Origin of the sequence: Alteromonas australica (assembly GCF_000730385.1) — a bacterium.
GTDB lineage: Bacteria > Pseudomonadota > Gammaproteobacteria > Enterobacterales > Alteromonadaceae > Alteromonas > Alteromonas australica.
The window spans coordinates 668,962-687,943 of sequence record NZ_CP008849.1 but is presented as its reverse complement, the minus strand read 5'-3'; the positions used below and the strand labels follow the sequence as shown (position 1 = coordinate 687,943).

Below are 18,982 nucleotides of genomic sequence, written 5' to 3'. Positions count from 1 at the left end.
TTCGTTTCATTTTGGCTTTTTTAATTGCTAGTGCATTTTGCAAAATGAGCTGGGCAAGCTTTTACAGCGACATTTCAAACGCCTTTTTACCCAACGAACTGTCTCAATTGATGGTGGGCGATACGGCGGTACCTATCTTTGACATTCCCGCTTCTACACCGCTTTCTCGCGGGGTGGTGTATATACTGGCCGACCAGTCTTCTAACGAGCTGAATCTTACGCAATCAAAAGCGTTAGCTGAATCGTTAAGTGAAAAAGGTTGGCATTGTATTGTAAGCCCTATACCTTTAATTTTAGGCAACCCCGTTTGGGCTGAAAATACAAGTGAAGATGCAAAGGGCGAGAGTAGCGGCGCCCATCCAAGAATAGACAGCCGTTCAACCCAACTCGATTATCAAGCCAGTGCCCAACATCTTGTGGTATTGCTTAACGCGTTAGACAATTACAGTCAGGGACATCAAGGGTTTCGAGTGATTGTTTCCCAAGGAATGACCGCCGCACAAGTTTTAGATTTAGGGGCGCAGGAAAAAATAGCGGCGCCAAGCACCTTGGTGACCCTCTCGCCATTTTGGCCAGAAGCGCAAATAAACCGTGCCATCCCTGATGTCATTGCCAGTACTAGTTTTCCCGTGCTCGATTTATCATTGCCCAATGTGAATGCCTGGGCACATCAAACAGCCTCTAAACGCAGGCATAAAGCCGCCACCTCATTAAAATTACACTACCGCCAACAGTCCATTCCTGCTCAAATTTCAACTTTTAGTCTAATGGACAATGACAAACCCCCGTACATTCATATTCTTAGTGGACATATTATTGGCTGGACACGATATTTAGGCTGGTAATACAAACGCAAATTGTTTAGTCTAATTTTTGCAATAAAACAGCAACCTAGCTTTAAATGCATCGGCGTTTAAGGCAGTAAGTTCGTAATAAACTATAATTCATTGAAACAAATTAACCAGCGGCTGAATCTCTGTGACTGTACAAGAGTTTGTCAATAAAAAAGCCAAGCAGCTGTGTTTTTATTTGCGAGCATTCTGGCATGGAGAGCTTCCAATCGAGGAGGTCGAGCTATTCTTTTGGGATAGTATGGAAGAGTGGGGCCAGATAGAATACACCTTTACGCAACCCTATACGCCCAAAGAGCGTGTATTTTGGCATTTGTTACACCAAGTTCATTATTGGCCTGAAGATAAATTGGCGCACGATACCTACCTTATAGAAGAGCTCACTAACTGTGTGCTTTTTTTAGAAGGCAAAGGTCACTGCCCGTTTGACTGCGTAGGCATTCGCCCTTAAATGTCGGCGTAGAATTTTCATTTGTTAATAGCCCTTCTTGGTATCAATGGTCATTGCTATCAAGAAGGCATTATTTCCTTATTTAAGACGTTGCACATTAAGTGCTAACATGGCTCAATAGCATTTTCCCTTATTGCTGATGAGTTGTTCTTTGCTGCAGTCCCTTAAAACCTTTAATGATCGTCGCTACCTCAGTATTTTTATCTTTGGTATTGCAAGCGGTGTCCCCTGGGTGATGATTGGTTCAGTTTTAAATGCTTGGCTTGCCGATGAAGGCTTGTCGCGATCGGCCATCGGACTCTTTGGCATAGTTTTCTCAGTTTATTCCCTTAATTTCCTATGGTCACCGCTGATAGACCGAATTAAACCCTTATTCTTAGGGCAGCGGAGAGGATGGATTATCTCCATGCAAATAGGCATTGCCCTCGGCTGTGTTGCGATGTCACAACTTACCGCTGACACGCATCTTTTCTACCTCGCTCTTTTTAGTTTCTGTATTGCACTATGTTCATCCACACAAGATATTGCTATTGATGGCTACAGAATTGATATCATTGATGAGAGCGATAAAGATGGGCTCTCTGCCGCATCGTCCGTTGCCACTGCAGGATGGTGGACCGGCTTTGGAGGCCTGGGCGCCATTCCGTTTTTCCTCGTAGATACGCCCTACTTTTATTGGCCCAACGTGTACCTCTTACTTGCCGCGGCAATGGGCATACTGATGTTAGGCACCTTATTAGCAAGAGAGCCGGCGATTGCCAGAGAGCGCTTATTAGAAAGTGCGGTGTCTCACATTCCGCTTTCAACAAAAAATCGGTTCCTAACGTGGATAAAGCAAACCTTAATTGCGCCTTTTGCTGAGTTTTTCGTTCGTAATGGGGTACAACTCGCTCTCTCTTTTCTATTGTTTATCTTTCTTTTTAAAATAGGCGAAGCCTTCCTAGGTCGCATGAGTTTGGTTTTTTACAAAGAAATTGGATTTTCAAACAGCGATATAGGCACCTATTCGAAACTCCTTAATTGGTGGGTGACTATATTATTCTCACTTGTGGGCGGTATGGTGAATATTCGCTATGGTATCTATCGTGGTTTAATGACGGCGGGTATTGCCATGGCCGCGTCCAATTTGATGTTTGCATGGATTGCTCAATCCGGACCAAACGTTACCCTATTAGCTGCCGCTGTGATCGTGGATGGTTTCACATCAGCATGGAGTACCGTAGCCATGGTGGCCTTCATTTCGCTTTTATGTCATCGAGCGTTTAGTGCCACGCAATACGCTCTAATGGCCTCATTAAGCGTTGCTGGGCGAACATTTTTAGCGGCGGGCAGTGGTTTCGTTGTCGATGCCCTTGATGGCAATTGGAGCTTCTTTTTCATTGCTACCGCCTTAATGGTGCTACCAAGCTTGTATTTCTTATATCGAATAAAGGACAAAATTCAACACCTTGAACACCCGCCAACCTAACAGGAACACAAAGTTGGCAATTCAGCCTTTAGCGACTAAAGTTAGGGTATATTCCATCTACCTTGGAAATTAACGCTCGCCTTAACCCGCTATATCGCGCACAACGAGACGACCTTGGCTGTCATAATGGAGTATAAATGCGCTACGTCACTCACCTGCTATCGATGTATAAAACTCGCCTTGTGCCGCTAATTTGGCTAATGCTTGGATTAACCTTATTCTTTTACGGCTATCACTACACACTGTTTCAACAGCAAACCGCCTTGCGCGCCTCTCTGCTATCTTTGAATGGTGTAGAGAATACCTTTTACAATATTGAAAGAAACGTAGAAAGCTATTACCAGGATGAAAATCTAGATTCCATTTTCGTATTACAACGTCAGTTACTTAGCCTTACCACTGAAGCTGACTTTCATTTCGTCAATTACCTAAAAACACAAGCGGACGAAATAGACTTTTCCCGCCGCATCATACAAGTTGATCAATATGAGGCGTACCGAGAATCCATTGGGAATGCGGGGCTTATTCATCAAAGTATAACCACCCTAAACCTGCTAAGAAGCTTGGTTCAATATTCTCCGGATGAGGCACTGCGGCTTTTATCAAATAAGCTCCCCTTAAACGCCATCATTACCCATTTGCAGATACAAGAACAAGTACTGATATCCCAAGAAGATGCCTTAAGTAAGAAAGCGCAAATGACGCTCAATTTGGCCTTCGCAATACTGTTGCTTAGCCTTACTATCGTATCCTGGCACCTGTATAAAAGCCGACAGCAGGCGCGCACACTCGAGGCGAATCCTCTCACCGACGAATCAAAGAAAAGTGAAAGCAATTTATCAGCTTATTCCTCTCAGTCACCTTTGCCATTGGAGCCGGGAAAAAAGCAGTTCTTAAACTTAATGAGTCACGAATTTCGCGCTCCAATAAGTGCCATTGTCGCCGCTTTAGAACTACTACCGAATATGAAAGACAAGCAATCCAAATTAATTCAGCAAGCGGAACAATCTTGCTTTCGCCTACTTAATTTGACGAATAACTTACTCGATGTGCTAAGTGATGAATCATCCATCACCCCTCACACTACACGTATTGATTTAATTAGCTTACTGGATGAATGTATTGCGCCCTTCTCAGTTCAAGTAAGGGATAAACAAGTAGAGTTCAGTATGCACTGTAGTCATAGCGTGCCCCACTACATTGACGGCGACCCCACCTTAATTGCCAATATATTAAAAAATATTCTAGATAACGCCGTTAAATTTACCTCCAACGGTATTATAGATACCAATATCACGACTAAAGTGAAGGACAAAAAAGTCTACCTTGTGGTAAAAGTGGTAGATTCAGGCATTGGCATTGGCGATGGGGAACAAGCGCGAATCTTTGAACGCTTTTACCGTGGGAGCCAACCCTATAATCAACGCTACCCAGGTGCAGGAATTGGGTTGTCGATAGTGAAGAAGTCGCTCGACGCACTGAATGGAAGCTTAGAAGTAAACAGTGAACAAGGGCTAGGAAGTGAATTTACCCTTAATATACCCATCAGCCCCATTAACGACGATGTTCCTGAGCAACATGTTTGTGGCACTGCCCGCTTTGCGATTGTGGATGATTTAGAAATATCCCGCATTCATATTCAAAACCTCATTAATGCAGAAGGCTATAGAACGCGATGCTTTGCATCCGGTTCTGACTTACTCAATTTACATGACGAGGTACTGCAATTTTCGGGGGTGTTTGTCGATTTATATATGCCTGGCATTAACGGCATCGAGCTCATCAACACCCTCACTGCCATTTATGGTGACCGTACTCCACCAATTATTGTGTTATCAGCAACACCGGATATTGCCAATATTATCGCCAACCATAACGTTGAAGTATGGCAGTCTTTTGTGAAGCCAATTGATAAGAATAGAATTGTAGATTGTCTTCACCATTTAGCGAATCCACGAGGAAAAACATTACAAAGCTTCTCTCATGCTAGGGTATTAGTGATAGAGGATGAGGCGATAAATGCTGAAATGGTTGAAAATATGATGCTGTGCATGGGCCATATCCCCACCACCGTGCGCTCTGGGGAAGAAGCTATCATTGCGGCGAGAGAAGGCGCATTTGATGCTGTACTGTTAGATATTAACCTGCCAGACATCAATGGGCTTGAAGTGGCGCGTATAATAAGAGAACAGCACCCAAGTATTCCCATTATTGCGCTCACGGCCAATGCCCATAAAAGCGACAAGGAACTAAGCTTAAAAGCGGGTATTCGGTATCATTTAGTGAAGCCGGTTACCTTCCAAGAATTGAAAAATACACTTAGGCTGTCTTTTTTATATCAATCAGAGCATTAACCTGTATTGCATGACGTGTCGCCACTACCGTCGCAAGGCTAACAGGCATAACCTAAGGTTACTGCTCTTGCCACACGCAATATTTATTTCGGCCGGTTTGCTTGGCTTGGTATAAGGCCTGATCGGCTCGCTCAAGCCACTCCATAGGCGAATCGCACAAGGGAGAAAACTCTGCTAACCCCACGCTTATATTGAATTTGATAATTTGACCTTCGTGCTCAACCTGTGAATGCTCAGCCAGACGTCTTAGGCGCTCGGCGACCGTAACAGCATTATCCACCGCTGAGTCTGTCAAAATAACGGCAAATTCTTCTCCACCGTATCTCCCCGCCAAATCGGTTTCTCTGACGCATCGCTTAATTAAATGTGCCAAGCTTTGAATAACGCTATCTCCGGCTTGATGCCCATAGGTATCATTGACTTTTTTGAAGTGGTCAATGTCTAACATGAGTGCCGTGCTAGGTTTTTCTCTTCGTTTCGCTAATTTGTAGGCTTGCTCGAAACGCTCTTGCCAATAGCGCCGATTAAAAAGCCCTGTTAAACCGTCAATGCGACTGGCGACTTTAAGCTCGTCGTTCAGACGGCTCATGCCTAATTTACTTAATGCTTGATCGGTAACGTCATACACCATGATACAAAAACGCGATACTTCGCCATTGTCGCCGATAATCGGAAACATGGTGACATTTTGATACATGTGGTGAGCGCCACAAGTGACTGGGCGGTTTGCGCCAAATTTAAATAAATACTGACGCTGCTCCCAAATAATAAAGACAGGGCTACGTAAGTTGAAAATAGGAACCGACTTTTGCCTAAGCCACCCTTCATCAATTTCCGGAAAGTGACTAAATAAGGACTGGCCAACAATATCTGCTGGCTTAATTGACGCATGATTTTCCATGAACTGGTTCCACACCTCGACACAAAAGTCACTGTCGAGCACCACTACACCTACATCAATGGCATTTATAAGCTCGTTGGTAATACTCTGTTTTAAGGCGAAGGCGTCCATCAGTTTACATCCCTGTTTGTTTCTACTAGCCGCGCGTATATTTCATTCATGGCTGCATCGGGAAACAATAACAATAAGTCAAAAGCAATATTTCTCGATTTAATGGCGTAACCAATTTCAATGGCCATCACCTTTCCCCACTGTTTAACGTTGTCACTTAACAGGGCGGAGAGACCTTGATGTTGTCCCAGTAAAACTGGATGTGTATGGCTAAAAGACAGGTTTAACTGCTCTGATAATCCATTAAGACACGCGCCTATAAGGATGTTAGATACATCCATCAGTGCCTCTAACTCCACATTGCCCGATGATTGATAGTTTTCATACTTCAATAATTGAACAATATTTTGTGAGTTAGTGTCGTTGAATATGACCAGCGCTTCACCCCCCACCCCGGCACTAACAAAGCCTTTAGAAACCGCTGACACACTGTCTTTACTGTTAATTTCTGCAATGGCCATCGACAGTTCATTGCTCTCAAGTAAATTCACATTGGGAATAGGTAAATCAATAAACTCCCCGAAGAGCTCGGCTAAATTCTCTCCGGCACGCCCCATAGCGATATTCACCATTTCGCGATAGGCGTCAAACTGATCTTCAAGGGTAAGGTTGTCGACGCTTGCCGGTGCCGCGTGACGATCGCTGGCCTGTTTATCGCCACTATAAATACCATAGGCATTTAAAATATCTGATAATTTTTCGTTGTCGATGGGCTTACGAATAAAGTCGATAGCACCTAAGCTGAGCATTTTACTTCTCGCTTGTGCCTGCACATCACCGGATACCACGATGACTAAACAGGGAAGGTCGTTTTGGCGGATATAGGCCATCGTTTCATAGCCATCCATGACCGGCATATTCAAGTCGAGAAACAGGACATCGCCTTTACCCTCGCGAATAAGATCGATAGCCTGCTGACCATTTTCAGCAAATGCGATATCTACATCCCACCCATCCGGAATACTTCGTGCCATTTGTCGTCGGGCAAAGCCCGAGTCATCGCAAATTAGAACTTGGGTAGTCACATTCTTTCCTTAGATTGCTACTGGGGCTTTTATAGGTGGATGAGATTGGTAGTTCTCTAAGGTGAAATCGTCGAAACTAAAGCCAAAAATATCATTTACATCTGGGTTTATTTTCATTGTCGGCGGCGTAAACGGTGTACGGCTTAACTGTAGCTCCACCTGCTCTAAGTGATTACTGTACAGGTGAGCATCACCTAAGGTATGAATAAACTCGCCGGGCTCTAAATTGCACACCTGCGCGACCATCATGGTAAGAAGAGCATAGCTGGCAATATTAAAGGGAACGCCAAGGAAAATATCCCCGCTTCGCTGATATAACTGGCAACTTAATTTACCTTCTAACACATAAAACTGAAACAGCGTATGGCAAGGCGGCAAAGCTTGTTTACCCATTGCCGCATTTTCTTTCGGAGAATAATCGGTATCGGGTAAAACAGCTGGGTTCCAACCGCTCACGATTAAACGACGGGAATCTGGGTTGGTTTTAATTTGTTCAATAAGCTCTGCAATTTGGTCCACAGAGGTGCCGTCTCCGCGATCCCAACTGCGCCACTGATGACCATAAACAGGCCCTAATTCACCTTCATCTGTGGCCCACTCGTCCCAAATGCTGACGCCATTTTCCTTAAGGTAGGCGATGTTTGTTTCGCCTTTTAAAAACCACAAAAGCTCGTGAATAATAGACTTTAAATGGCACTTTTTGGTGGTAACAAGGGGGAACCCCTCTTGCAAATTAAAGCGCATTTGATAACCAAAAACACTCAAGGTGCCGGTGCCTGTTCTGTCTTCTTTTTTCACGCCGTTGTCACGAACGTGGCGCATTAGCTTAAGGTATTCTTTCATTATTTTTCTTATGTTTTCGTTTGTTCAACTTGCGTGGATGAGCGCGTATAAGCGCGAATGATCAGCGCTAACCCTAACGCAATCATTGGTAAACAAAGTAGTTGCCCCTGACTAAGACCTAATTGGTACAAACCAATATGTGCATCAGGCTCTCTGAAATATTCTACGAAGAATCTAAAACTGCCATACCCTAAAAGGAATAAGCCGCTCGTGGCCCCTACAGGTCGTTTTTTCGCAGAAAACAGCCATAAAATAACAAATAGCACCACTCCTTCAAGGGCAAACTCATAAAGCTGCGATGGGTGGCGTGGCACACTGCCCGCATTAGGGAAAATGATGGCCCAAGGCACATCTGTGGTTCTGCCCCACAACTCGGCATTTAAAAAGTTACCAATTCGCCCTGCACCTAACCCTATAGGCACTAAGGGCGCAACGAAGTCCCCGAGTTGCAAAAATGTAGTTTGCATTTTTTTTGCCTGCCAAAATAAGGCGGTAAGCACCCCGAGTAAACCGCCGTGGAAGGACATTCCACCGGCCCATATTTTAAATAGGTACAACGGATTATCTAAGAACATGCCAAACTGGTAAAAGAATACATAGCCTAACCGCCCGCCAAGGATAACCCCGACAAAACTCCAAAACAGCAAATCACTTAATTGGTCACGATTCCAATTTGTTTGCGATAGACGCTTTTGTGCAAGTAAATAGGCGGCGATAAAGCCGACAAGATACATCATGCCATACCAGCGTACGCTTACTGGCCCAACACTAAAAATGACGGGGTCAATACTCGGAAAAACCAAATAACCACTTTCAACCATACGTTTTATTCTAATCCTGCAATCATTTTAATACTTACCACTACCAGCAGACATGCCAAAATGGCCTTTAACACCTTTGTGTTCACTTTTTGCCCCACCTTTGCCCCAATAGAGGCAGTAAATACCGAGGTAGCCACTATGCCTAAGGTAGCGGGTACAAATACATATCCTACACTGCCAGGCGGCAAGTCAGGCACATTCCAACCGGCAATAACAAAACTCACTGTACCAAAAATAGCGACGATTAGTCCGCCGAACGCGGCGCAACCAATAGCGCGGCGAATATCGATATTAAACCAAACTAACGCAGGAACTAACAGCGCTCCGCCACCTATGCCCATTAACGCGCATACCACGCCAGTGACAGCCCCAATGGAGGCAAGCATAATAGGCGAGGCGTTATTCCCTGATGCCTTCTGTTTACCAAACAACATTTGCAATGCGATGACAATAACAAACGCAGCAAAAATATTTTTTAACCATGCCCCTGACATATAACTTGCTAACTGCGCGCCAATTACTGCACCCATAGCGATACCTAAGCCGGTATAGCCCACAATGGTACCGTTCATATTTCCTAGTCGGTAATGCGCTGATGCCGAGGAAAGCCCCGTAAAAATGATGGTTGAAAGCGATGTAGCCACAGCCACAGGCATGACATTGTCTATGGTCATACCGGCAAAATGAATGAGCAGGTAGGACAAAATAGGCACAATAATCAATCCGCCGCCAATACCTAACATGCCCGCAAGTAAGCCAACGACAAGCCCTAGCACCAAACAGCTAATAAATATAATTGAAACGGGTTCCATCGCTTCCCTCTATCTAGCGATTAACAAGCCTACCATAATCTCAGCTGACTGCACCCGACTTTATACTTTAGTCTACATGCGACTGTGAATACAATCTGTTGAAGATATCTACAAGGAGGCAAATTACGCTCCCGCTCTGATTAACCCACCTAACCCTTTCGTTTCCAGATAATCATTCAGATGTCCGAACACTTCTTCATGACTAACGGAATTCAACGCCTGCGAGAGTAAATGTTTGCTCTCTTCTAAGGTGACCTTTCGTATTAGCCAGTTTATTTTACGTAAATTAAACGCGTTCATACTTAAGCGGCGATATCCCATTCCCATTAAGAGAATCGCACCCGCTGGCTCGCCAGCAATTTCACCGCAAATAGTGACTGGTATTTCATTATCGTTCGCTTGCTTAACAATATTATTAAGGGCTGCAAGGACCGCGGGGTGGTAACTGTTGTATAGACTAGCCACGCGGGTATTGTTTCTATCCACCGCGAGCAAATACTGCGTCAAATCGTTGCTCCCCACAGAGAAGAAATCAACATGTTGAGCCAACTGAGAAAGTTGATACAGGACTGAAGGCACCTCCAACATTATCCCGAGTTTTGGGCGCTGCAATCCGTGGCCGTTTTCACATACTTCGTCACAAATCTCAAAGTAAGCTTGGTTCACTAATCGTTTTGCTTCTTTAACTTCACTGACCGTTGAAATCATGGGAAGCATAATTTGAAGATTGGTTAATCCTACGCTTGCGCGCAACATAGCCCGAACTTGGACAAGAAATATTTCAGGATGATCGAGGGTTAAACGAATTCCTCGCCAGCCCAAAAAAGGGTTTTCTTCATTAATAGGGAAATAGGGCAAAGGCTTGTCCCCGCCCACGTCCAATGTTCGCATGGTAATGGGCAAGTTAGGAGCCGATTCAAGAACCTGACGGTAAAGCGCTACCTGCTCTTGTTCAGAGGGAAAGCGCTCTCGTAACATAAAAGGAATTTCAGTACGGTACAAGCCGATACCTGAACCGATAAAGTCAGCGTTGGCCTCTACATCCGCAGAGAGACCTGCGTTAATGTAAAGCTCCATTCGACAACCATCTACGCTCTCGCAGGGCTGCCCGGCCTCAGCGTCTATGCGTTCGGTAATGGCCGACTCTTCTTCAATAAGTTGGCTAAACTCAGCCTTAATGTTTCTCTCGGGCGAAACAATCACCTCACCGGCGTAACCATCTAGCAGTATTTCTTTGCCTTCGAGTAACGACGGAGACACATTTTGACAGCCCATGACCGCGGGTACGCCCATGGCTCTCGCTAAAATAGCCGCGTGAGAGTTATTAGAACCTCGAATGGAAATAATGCCTTTCAAGGTCTCCCGAGGAAATTCCGCTAACATGGTGGCAGAGACTTCTTCAGCCACCAAGATGCTATCGCGGGTGGGGCGTTTTTCTTCTACTTTTTGGCCATTCGCTTCACTAAGGATGTTGACTAAAATACGGTCAGATAAGTCAACAATATCAATGGCGCGCTCTTGCATGTACGGGTCTTCCATAGCTTGGAAGCGCGCCGCATAACTGTCCACAACCATTTTAAGAGAGGAGCCCGCATCCCAACCCTCGCGAATTTTTTCCTCAACTTCGCGACCTAAACTATTGGCATCAAGCAATTGATGATACAGCTGAAATATAGACTTAACGTCGTCAGGTATGCCGTCGTCCAAGCGCAAAGACAGGCTATCAACATGCTGGCGAGTAATTTCAACCCCTGAGCGATAACGCTGAATTTCTTGAGATGGCGAGCGAGTTCGCTTGATAACGTAGTTTTTGAGGTTTATCGATTTATCGGGGGAAAAACCAAAACCTATGGCCAACCCAGGGGAGCCAGCAATACCTCGCACGTTCTTTTGCTGCACAATGGCTTCAACGCTTGACGTATTATTCAGTGCCCCTCGAATATCGGCATTGGTGATCTCAAGAGCCAACTGTGCCGCCAACGTCACTAAAAAGGCCTCTTCGTCTTCACTGAAGCGGCGCATTTCACTTTGTTGCAACGTAATAACGCCCAGTACCTTACGCTGATGAATAATGGGCGTGCCTAAAAAGGCGTTATAACTTTCTTCTTTAACTTCTGGGTAGTGTTTAAAACGAGGGTGGCTATGGGCATTGACAATATTAAGCGGCTCTTCTCGCTGCCCTACTAGCCCAATAAGGCCTTCAGAAAAGCCAATTCTCACCAACTCTACGGCATCGGGGTGCAAGCCATCGGTCGCTTTTAAGGTGAACACTTGGGCATCGTAATCGGCAAGATAAATCGAGCAAGAATCCACTTTCAAGGTTTGCTTGACTTGGCTAGCTAGGCGAAAAAGCGCAGTATCCAGTGCAGGAATACGATTCATTTCCTGCACAATACGTTTTAATGTGGTTAGCATTGCACCTGAATTACCCTGAGACGACACCTAATACTCCTTCACCTATCCTCGCCTACGCTTTTTTCCACGTCGTTGAGTTGCTGAATGCTGGCGCTGCTGTGGCCGCTGTTGTGCCGACATTACCACGGGCGCAAATTCTTTCATCACCCGACGGTAGACGTCACGTTTAAACGACACCACGTTTCTGATGGGATACCAATAACTGACCCATCGCCAGTCATCAAATTCTGGATGCCCTGTTTTCAATACATTTACATCCCGCTCGTTACAGTCTAACTGTAGCAGGAACCATTTTTGTTTTTGGCCTATACAGACCGGATTACTCCCTTGGCGGATTAACCGCTTTGGCAGTTTGTATCTCAGCCAGTTTCGAGTCACACTTAAAATGGTGACATCTTTCGATGTCAGTCCCACTTCTTCGTGTAGCTCTCGGAACATAGCCTGTTCAGCAGATTCCCCTTCATCAATTCCGCCTTGAGGGAACTGCCATGAATGTTGACCATAACGTCTTGCCCAAAATATTTGACCCATTTTGTTGCAAATCACTATGCCCACATTCGCACGGAATCCATCGGCATCTATCACATAGACTCCCGGGCACACTATACTTTTATATTCTTGCATTCTTCCATAATATATACAGCATTCAAAGCATTAATCGAAATACCTGCATTTCGTCACCAAATTATCGAGCCCAATATGCAACCACCTTCTACCCCGCCTTCCTCAGCAGAAGCCCTACTTGAGCGTTGTTACGCGATTGCAGGCTTAAGTTTAGGCGAACTTGCTACATTGGCTGAAGTCGCCATACCTAAAGACTTACAGCGACATAAGGGCTGGCCAGGCATGCTTATAGAACGTTGGTTAGGAGCGAGTGCTGGGTCAAAACCGCAACAAGATTTCCCAGAGTTGGGTATCGAATTAAAAACCATTCCAATTGATAGCGATTTTCGGCCGCTGGAAACCACCTATGTGTGCTTTGCTCCTTTGCTAATGCCACCAGGCATCACGTGGGAAACCAGTAATGTACGAAATAAATTACAGCAGGTGCTATGGCTCCCTATTGAAGGAGATAGGCGAATACCCTTAGCTGAGCGGCGCGTTGCAACCGGATTTATGTGGCAGCCTAGCCTCCAGGAAGACACTCTTCTTCAGCGGGACTGGGAAGAACTGACTGAACATATTTTCACCGGAAATGTAGAATCGATGACCTCACGGCAAGGGGTGGCCTTGCATATTCGTCCTAAAGCGGCAAATGGCAAAGTTCTCACTGACGCATTAGGCCCTGAGGGCGAACGAATTAAGACTCGCCCAAGAGGATTTTATTTACGCAAAACCTTTACTCACAATATATTGATTAACGCGTTTTCAAGCCCCTAGTTTTAGGGGTGACTTTGAAAGTGTTTAACCAAAACATCACCAAGAAACTTTTCAGAGTTCAACCCTAAACGTTTGGCAACACTGGAAATATTAGCATCACTTCGTAACAACACTTTTTTAGCGTAATCTAATCGATATTGATAAATAAAACTGCGAAAATTCTTTTTCTGTTCCAACTGAAGTGCAATAGCCAACGTGGTAGGGTCTACTCCGGCATCGTGACTAAAGCTTTTTAATGTTAGCCCGAGTTGCTTGTAAGCTTTGGTTTTGATCACGGCACGTTCTGCACGGCTGATGACTTCGCGCATTTCTGCTGGTTTAGCCTCTCCAATATCCAATCGCTGATAATCTAAAGGGGAAGGCGAAGTGCTAACCTGCCGTGTCAGCGCATATAAAATTGCCAGTAAAGACAGGCCAATAATAACATGATGCAAACTTTGCCAAAATGGCAAAGCGAAAAACCCAAAGGTTGCTGCCGTCACCATCAGAATACTAGTAAAAGCCACACCAACTGTTGCTCCCGACGCCCCAGTGACGCCTTTTATACGGAATTCACGGACATCCACAACCTGTTCAGGTAAGTGATGGTGATACATTTGTACCTGCTCGGTAATAAAAATACCCAATAACAAAACACTGAACCCTGTCAGTAAGGCTGGCAGATAGGCGGGCCATAAGTTCAACGGTGCGCCGCTTGGCGCAGCGCCAAGCCAAAGGGCTTTCTCACTGGCAGGTATAAGGAGAATGGCACATTGACTTAGCGCGGTTATCGCCAAAGGAATCCAAAGCCGACGGCGTCGTGTTGGGTGAGCCAGTAACATAGGTTTAATCATGCGGTAGCAAGCAGACATTAACATAACGGCGAAAACATCCCCTAAACCGTACAGGGGTAAAAAGGCGTCAAGTTGCCACAGGCGAATCCATTCATCTAGCATAAACAGTGGCCAACTCACCATTGCTAACGCTAGCCACTTGGTTTGTGCAAGGTGTTTGCTGCGGTACAAAAAACGTATCACTACCACGCCATACCCTGCAAGTAAGGCATAAAGTAGGTAATCAAATATCGGTGCTGAACTCATCTTAACCACATCCTTGTTAACGTGATGCTACGGATTTACCAGTAAATATCTTTTTGCATGGCTACCGCGCGCGTGCGCTCCATGACTTTAATTAAGGTACTTAGTTTTTCACTGGTCCATTTGCTTAGTTCTGCTTGGCTTTCTAATTCGGCATCTTGTACCGCACGCTTTAACATGAGTAAGGCATTTAATTCATCGATACCTGTGAGTAAGTCAAGCCAGGGTGCGCGGAAGTTTCCACGCTCTTCCACAAACAAGTCACCGAGTAAAAAACCACTCCACAAGGTTTGGCGCAATAGCATTTCTACTGCGGAATAATTAGCCGGTGCCATCGGTTTATTCACAGGCATACTCTGCTGCACCGTTTGCCAACCTTGAGACAACCATCCCTTCGCATGATCAAGTACAGGTAATTGGTAACCCGTCGCCTCTTGACGCCATGGCAACGCATTGATGACATCAATGGCTTGCAACTTGATTTCGGTGGCGGGTGAATCGAAAAATAAACGGGCAGGGTCGTGCGCATGTAATAAACCGGCTTTTCTGCCTTGTAAGTAACTGACAATAGCGGGGTGCTTACTCAGGGTTTTATGGAACAAGCTCTTTTTCGACAGCAAATAACGCAAACTCTGCAAATCATCTTGCCAACCCCATTGTTGCGCATAGGCGGTGAGCCTTTTGTGCAGCGACAATAACTGAGGGCACTGAAGCACGGGCAGATATAAAGAGACACTTTGTAATAACAAGCGCACACTTTTCGCCACTTCAGCCAACATTTTAATTGACCCACTTTCTATAAACATATGCTCGTGGTGCTGCCAATGGGCAAGGGCCACTTGAATTGCACTGCAAAACGCTTCTTCGGTGGTAGTTTCGGTGGAAAGTGCGAGAAAATTGGGCAAGGGCCTAATTTTAGCAGTTAATCCATGGAGTAATTGGTAACCTTGAGCCGCTTTTGAGACATCACTAAGTCGCACGTTCATGGCGTTGTTGATATAGGCAGCCAGTACAAACAAGCTATCGATATCGCCTTTTTGCAATTCCAATTCAATTTCGTTGATGGGTGAGCTTGCTTTAGTGGTTGCCGCCTCTCCGCAATCTAGCACCACTTCTACGGTACTATGATTCACTTCCACGACATAGGCGTGGCGGGTAAAGTGGGTGCTAAATTGGCTCACCAGCTGGCTATTCATCGACTGAATTTGCCAATCGTTGGGCCAAACATCGGACTCAAACAAAGTGAGATCAGGGGATGGATTTGCTAAAGGTATGTTGTATTCAGCTCGCTGATGCAAACCACCGCTTACTTTTCCATTTGTCTTTAGCGTTTGCTCGTAAGTGCCGTTATTGCCACGTACGCGAAACCCCATTTTCGCTTGTTGAAAATGTTGCTGCTCGGTATCGTAGTAGTCGTTCTCTAAGCGCAATTCTTCATGGGATAACACCTTAACGTGATGACGTTCGAAAAGCGGAAGCACCCGCTCTTTAAACGCTTGATGGGCATCGTGTTGCGTGACAAATTTTAGTTCTATTTCAGACATATCGACGCGCTGTGACCTTTTTATTATGTTGTAAACTTATACCAACCCTTGCTGTGCGCTGTCTAGCCCTGCACGAAGATCAAGCGGTACTAATGTGCATCGATAGTGCTTTGTTCTTATGTGCTTTTAACGCGATGAAACAGCAAGCAGCCATCGCCATCATACCTTATGCGTACGATTAAAATTAGACAAAAGTGGAACAAACTTGCCTTTATGTCGGTCAACCAATACCATCTCCATGTTTTCAACGAGTATTTGGACTACCTATGATTCGAAAGTGGTTATTTGTTGCCCTGTTTGTATGCTCATGCCAAGCGTTCGCCTTGCAGGACAATACACCAACACAAGACGCATCTTCTTCACATTATATTCGTGACGACCTGTTTATTTTTATGCATACAGGCCCTAGCCGAAACTATCGTATTTTAGGATCGGTAGAGGCAGGCACCCCCGTCACTGTATTAAGTCGCGATAATGAAACTGACTACACTCAGATAAAAGATAACCAAGACAGAACGGGCTGGGTAGAATCTAAGTTTGTCACCACCACTATGTCTCAATCTGAGCAGTTGCCTATCATTAGCGAGCAACTGGCTGACAGTCAAGCTGCTCTACAGGCCGCTTCCCAGGAAAATGCACGTTTACGCCAACAACTTAATGACGCACGTCAACAAGTAGCGCAGCTGAGTACTGAAACACAGACACAGGCTGAAAAAGTCACTCGACTTACCGCTAAGGTTGAAAGTGCAGATAAAGATGAAATGGTCACCTGGTTCACACGTGGCGGCATGGTCGCGGGTGCGGGGATTTTACTGGGCGTGTTTCTCACCTACCTACCCAAAAAACGCAATCGCAGTAAAGAGTGGATGTAATTTAATGATGGCGCGGGCTCATGCCCGCGTGCGTATGACGTTGAAATAGTGGCGTGCATGACCTTAAAACCACAGGCTATACCTGTGGTGTCGTCAATGAACGAATGGTTAACGTAACCGAATACCCTTTTTCAGTAAACTCAGGTCGATACGCCCAGTTAAGCTTGATTGAAAGCTTTTCAATCAGTTTAAGACCAATCCCAAAGCCCTCTTCAACACCACTTCCTGTATCGTCTAAACGAGGCGCTGCCAAGGCACTTTCCTCGACGTTGGTGACGACAAGTTGCTTGCCTTTAAGACGTATATTGACCTTTCCTTGATAGGTATGTTGAAAGGCATTACGAATAATATTGCCAATAACAATTTGCGCGGCAGTCTCCGGCAGCATGAGCGTACATGGGTCTAAGTTAAGAGAAAGTGACACCGACTTCCCTTGTAGCAAGTACATTAGATCGTCAGCTAACCCTTTCACCATCTCGGCGACATCCACTTGATGTTCAACTAACCCGGTGGTTTCTTCTCTGCCTAACCACAACAAAGTTTCGGTTAAGTCAGCCATGGTCTTAGAGGCATTATCAATACGCGATACTGCATTCCTGCCTTTACTGTTTTCCACATCCACTACGCGGCATAAAAGCTCCACACTGCTTCTTACTACCGCGATAGGGGTTCTGAGTTCATGACTGGCATGGTTCACAAACTCTCGCTCTCGCTCTAATGTCTGCTTCACGCTTTGCAGGCTTTTGTGAATAATAGCAGCAAGGGCGTTTAGCTCTTTGTAACGGAAATTAGGAATAGGTGCGTCTAGCTGAGCTTCATCCAATCCTGCGGCCCATTGTTGTAGCGACTCTACCGGTCGAGAAACAGACCGTAGCAGTAGAAAAAGTGCAATAGCAAAAGCCATTAACGCTGCCACACCCACAAGAATACTATAAAGCTCATGACCTATTCGAAACGACCTTTTATTCGGTGTAGGGGGAGCACGAAAACTTTGAGATACAAACACCTCACCGCGGTCTTCTAGCGGAACCACGACCAAAAAATTAGCAGAACGAGGGCGGGAAAACATATCGGGCTTATCAATATCTTTGTGCAAGATGAACGGCATTAAGGTGGCTTCACTAAAGCTCTGTTTTACCGTGTCGGGTAAATCGTCATACGTTGCAGCAATATAGAAGTCTAGTACTTGTGTAGGGGCGCCTGGCTCAACAACGACATTCTTTGCGGCTCTCACCATACTGCTTCTTAGCATGCCATCCATGCCGTCTAGAAAGTTATCCGCAGACTGAATAGAAAACAGGGCAAAAATCACACTGGCCACTGCCAGTAAGGTTAAAATAACATACTTGCGTAGACTCAGTCTTAACCCTTCAACCATGGGCAGGCTCCGTAGACAAGTAAAACCCGCTATTAGGCCGTGAGAGTAACTGCACGTTAGCGTTTGCTTGCGTTAGTGCTTTGCGCAAATGATGGATATGGACTTTTAGCGCGTTGCTTTCCGGTGCATCTTCCCCCCATACGGCTTCAACCAAGGTAGCACGAGACACGCACTCTCCCCCTGCGCGGACTAAATGCTTTAGCAACCTATAAGTTGTAGGGCTAAGTTTAATTGCCTCACCATTTGCCATGGCTACCTCTGGATTTACCGTTAAAATCACATTCCCAAAGGTTAACTGATTCACTTGGCTTGAGCGTCTATTCGCCAAAGCACTCACTCGCGCCACCAGTTCGGCCATGGCGAAAGGTTTTATGAGGTAATCGTCAGCGCCCTTTTCAAACCCCACCAGCTTGTCTTCCAACTTGTCGCGTGCAGTAAGCATAATAATCGGCGTATCATCACCTTCGTTTCGAATATGCTCACACACACTAAGGCCATTCATTTGCGGCAAATTAATATCAAGAATAATGACCTGATAACGGTGAGTTTGCTGAAAGTGCAGTGCAGCCATGCCATTTGCCGCATGGTCACACACCATATCTTCAAGCTCTAGATAGTCGAGTATATTCCCAGCTAAGCCTAAGTCATCTTCAACTAATAATACTCGAATCATTCTTTCT

Annotated in this window: 17 protein-coding genes; 6 read left to right on the top strand and 11 right to left on the bottom strand. The window is 45.3% G+C overall.

The features are described from left to right. Positions 1-44 precede the first annotated feature (44 nt). From EP13_RS03015 to EP13_RS03000, 4 genes are all read left to right on the top strand, one after another. A complete protein-coding gene (locus tag EP13_RS03015) occupies positions 45-845 on the top strand; it encodes a DUF3530 family protein (protein WP_197035945.1) in 801 nt (266 codons plus the stop codon). Between the two features lie 133 nt (positions 846-978). Continuing rightward, positions 979-1,302 (top strand): hypothetical protein, encoded by a 324-nt coding sequence (locus tag EP13_RS19015; protein WP_081869425.1) that lies wholly within the window; start codon positions 979-981, stop codon positions 1,300-1,302. A gap of 139 nt (positions 1,303-1,441) precedes the next feature. Next, positions 1,442-2,770: an AmpG family muropeptide MFS transporter gene (locus tag EP13_RS03005; RefSeq protein ID WP_044055954.1), complete on the top strand. Its 1,329-nt coding sequence runs from the start codon at positions 1,442-1,444 to the stop codon at positions 2,768-2,770. A gap of 137 nt (positions 2,771-2,907) precedes the next feature. Further along, entirely contained in the window at positions 2,908-5,124 is a 2,217-nt protein-coding gene (locus tag EP13_RS03000) for an ATP-binding response regulator (RefSeq protein WP_052364259.1), read from the top strand. 58 nt (positions 5,125-5,182) lie between these two features. Here EP13_RS03000 and EP13_RS02995 read toward each other — a convergent pair whose 3' ends face one another. From EP13_RS02995 to rppH, 7 genes are all read right to left on the bottom strand, one after another. After that, on the bottom strand, positions 5,183-6,136 hold the full coding sequence (locus EP13_RS02995; RefSeq protein WP_044055953.1) for a diguanylate cyclase: 954 nt from the start codon (positions 6,134-6,136) through the stop codon (positions 5,183-5,185). Beyond that, positions 6,136-7,161 (bottom strand): response regulator, encoded by a 1,026-nt coding sequence (locus EP13_RS02990; RefSeq protein WP_044055951.1) that lies wholly within the window; start codon positions 7,159-7,161, stop codon positions 6,136-6,138. Before EP13_RS02990 ends, EP13_RS02995 begins: the two co-directional genes overlap by 1 nt. A 9-nt stretch (positions 7,162-7,170) precedes the next feature. Beyond that, positions 7,171-8,004, bottom strand: coding sequence for a thymidylate synthase (locus EP13_RS02985; RefSeq protein WP_044055950.1), 834 nt, complete (start codon positions 8,002-8,004; stop codon positions 7,171-7,173). Between the two features lie 8 nt (positions 8,005-8,012). Next, entirely contained in the window at positions 8,013-8,825 is an 813-nt protein-coding gene (gene lgt, locus EP13_RS02980) for a prolipoprotein diacylglyceryl transferase (RefSeq protein ID WP_044055948.1), read from the bottom strand. 5 nt (positions 8,826-8,830) lie between these two features. Next, positions 8,831-9,637, bottom strand: coding sequence for a sulfite exporter TauE/SafE family protein (locus EP13_RS02975; RefSeq protein ID WP_044055946.1), 807 nt, complete (start codon positions 9,635-9,637; stop codon positions 8,831-8,833). A gap of 123 nt (positions 9,638-9,760) precedes the next feature. Continuing rightward, complete coding sequence (gene ptsP / locus EP13_RS02970; protein WP_044058701.1) at positions 9,761-12,052, bottom strand: phosphoenolpyruvate--protein phosphotransferase; 2,292 nt, start codon at positions 12,050-12,052, stop codon at positions 9,761-9,763. A 42-nt stretch (positions 12,053-12,094) separates the two neighbouring features. Beyond that, positions 12,095-12,637 (bottom strand): RNA pyrophosphohydrolase, encoded by a 543-nt coding sequence (gene rppH, locus EP13_RS02965; RefSeq protein WP_044058700.1) that lies wholly within the window; start codon positions 12,635-12,637, stop codon positions 12,095-12,097. A 114-nt stretch (positions 12,638-12,751) separates the two neighbouring features. On the opposite strand from rppH, the gene mutH reads away from it, so the two are divergent. Continuing rightward, positions 12,752-13,432 carry a DNA mismatch repair endonuclease MutH gene (gene mutH / locus EP13_RS02960; protein WP_044055944.1) on the top strand — a complete coding sequence of 227 codons (681 nt, stop codon included), beginning with the start codon at positions 12,752-12,754 and terminating at the stop codon, positions 13,430-13,432. Positions 13,433-13,434: 2 nt separating this feature from the next. On the opposite strand, the gene EP13_RS02955 is transcribed toward mutH, so the two are convergent. Further along, the gene (locus EP13_RS02955) at positions 13,435-14,511 is read right to left on the bottom strand and encodes a helix-turn-helix domain-containing protein (RefSeq protein ID WP_044055943.1); all 1,077 of its coding nucleotides are present in this window, start codon (positions 14,509-14,511) and stop codon (positions 13,435-13,437) included. 35 nt (positions 14,512-14,546) lie between these two features. Beyond that, positions 14,547-16,052 (bottom strand): CYTH domain-containing protein, encoded by a 1,506-nt coding sequence (locus EP13_RS02950; RefSeq protein ID WP_044055942.1) that lies wholly within the window; start codon positions 16,050-16,052, stop codon positions 14,547-14,549. Between the two features lie 266 nt (positions 16,053-16,318). Here EP13_RS02950 and EP13_RS02945 point away from each other — a divergent pair, with 266 nt between their 5' ends. Next, the gene (locus EP13_RS02945) at positions 16,319-16,924 is read left to right on the top strand and encodes a TIGR04211 family SH3 domain-containing protein (protein ID WP_044055940.1); all 606 of its coding nucleotides are present in this window, start codon (positions 16,319-16,321) and stop codon (positions 16,922-16,924) included. Between the two features lie 76 nt (positions 16,925-17,000). Here the strand turns inward: EP13_RS02945 and EP13_RS02940 are convergent, their stop codons facing one another. Then, the gene (locus EP13_RS02940; protein WP_044055938.1) at positions 17,001-18,302 is read right to left on the bottom strand and encodes a sensor histidine kinase; all 1,302 of its coding nucleotides are present in this window, start codon (positions 18,300-18,302) and stop codon (positions 17,001-17,003) included. Next, positions 18,295-18,975, bottom strand: coding sequence for a response regulator transcription factor (locus EP13_RS02935; protein ID WP_044055937.1), 681 nt, complete (start codon positions 18,973-18,975; stop codon positions 18,295-18,297). Before EP13_RS02935 ends, EP13_RS02940 begins: the two co-directional genes overlap by 8 nt. Positions 18,976-18,982 lie beyond the last annotated feature (7 nt).